The 1,769-nt window shown below is 36.8% G+C and carries 1 protein-coding gene and 1 pseudogene; both read right to left on the minus strand.

The window, feature by feature from the left end; all coding sequences use genetic code 11:
• Positions 1–121 precede the first annotated feature (121 nt).
• A pseudogene (locus ACFIK4_RS02935) lies at positions 122–776 on the minus strand (hypothetical protein).
• Positions 777–860: 84 nt separating this feature from the next.
• The gene (locus tag ACFIK4_RS02940; protein WP_120100860.1) at positions 861–1,367 is read right to left on the minus strand and encodes a hypothetical protein; all 507 of its coding nucleotides are present in this window, start codon (positions 1,365–1,367) and stop codon (positions 861–863) included.
• Positions 1,368–1,769: the final 402 nt, after the last annotated feature.

The raw sequence follows: 1,769 nt of genomic DNA on the forward strand, positions 1-1,769 counted from the left end.
ACGTTTTGTGTAATATACTTTAACATTTAAAATGTATAAGTTTCCAGTTGCAAACAAAAGCCGTGTCCTTTAAAGGCGCGGCTTTTTTGCTATAAAGCAGCCCCCCGCCCCGTTATTTTATTTACGCTGCTTTTTCACTAATCTTTACAACGGTATCGTTTTCATAAATTTCACAATCTTCAGGAATTCCATATGCATAATAAGGGTTTTGTTCTGTATATGAATACTCATTTCTTTTTAATCTTGCATTGCCATGTACCAAACCTCTAATGGTGTGATAACCAGTCACTTTAGCATTGCCATAAACAGAACCATAGACCTTAACATACCCACCCACGCTAGCATTGCCATAAACCTTGCCATAAATTTTTGAAGAGCTACTTACAACAGCATGATCATAAACCTCAGCCTTGCTATAAATGCGTGCACTTCCTGTTAATTTTGCATTCCCATAAACCCTTGCATATTGATAAACCCACACCTTATCAGAAAGATGCGCATTATCATAAACATGAGCTCCAAAATACACGCGGGTTTTATCATATACATGCGCATTGCCATAAACAAAACCACCAATGNTTTACAACACAAGCATTATCATAAACCCAGCAATTGCCATCATGAGAAAGGTTATCTTCCTTTTCAATAAAGCCGCCTAAATCACCAGCTTTAACATCAGCAAAGTCTTTTAAAGCACGAATGCGGTATAAAGTAATCCCTTTAACGTGACTTTCATTTATAAGCTCATATTTTTTAGATACATTTTTAGTGGTCATAGGTAGCTCCCTAATCTAATATTCAAACAAATTTTTAAATGAAATGGTTATAAGGAGGCGCCCCCGCCGCGCCCGCGCCGTTATTTAAGCTGTTTTCCTATGAGGACGACACATAACAAAGCAAATTTCACCATAAGGAGAAAGGCGTTCTGTATAAACATTATTCATTGTGTCACCACAAATATTCTTAGTAACAATAGCCATGCCACATGCATTGGCATTTTCATAAACATGCACTTTACTTACAATTTTTGCACTATCGAAAACATGGGCATTATCATACACATGGGCATTGGCAAAAACCTTTGCTGAATCGTAGACGCGAGCATTACCATATACAAAACCACCAACACCTGCATTGCCATAAACCTGCGCATTTTCGTAAACACGACCAGGGCTCACAACAATGGCCTGATCACCAACCCAGCAATTACCATCATGGGAAAGATTTTCTTCAGATTCAATATAGCCACCAAGTTGACCAGCTTTAACATCACCAAAATCTCTTAACGCCTTAATGCGATAAAGTTTTTTACCTTCGCGAAGAATTGTTTGATTGGTGAGTTGATATTTTTTGACAGAATTTTGCATAATAATTACCTCGTATTTTAACATTTTGATTGACAACCCTATAAGGGCGCCGGGCGCTCAAAACACGGATACGAGACCGTCGTTACACTTTCCCCTATGAAGGGTATTGTATAGTATAACCACACCCGGCAAAATCGTTATATGCCAATAAGAGCACAAAAGAAAGCCAGTATATTTTAAAAACATGGGAAGAGGTCGTTTCGTAACCTATCCGCTCGTATTACAGTGTTTTGAGCACTTGCCAACCTTAATAAACGAGCTTTTCTTTAAAGTCAATACGTATTTTTTATTTTTTTCAATTTTTTTCATTTTGATACCTAGCTAATTGAATACCAAGTGATTTTAAATTTTACTTTTGGTTTTTAGTATAAAAATGTAGTGCGTAAATGGACATGTTTATTA

The sequence above is a fragment of the Bartonella sp. AP9QHHD genome (assembly GCF_042195625.1).
GTDB lineage: Bacteria > Pseudomonadota > Alphaproteobacteria > Rhizobiales > Rhizobiaceae > Bartonella.

Coding starts and splice junctions, on each gene's coding strand:
- ACFIK4_RS02940 (WP_120100860.1), bottom strand. CDS start 1,367: ATGCAAAATTCTGTCAAAAAATATCAACTCACCAATCAAACAATTCTT.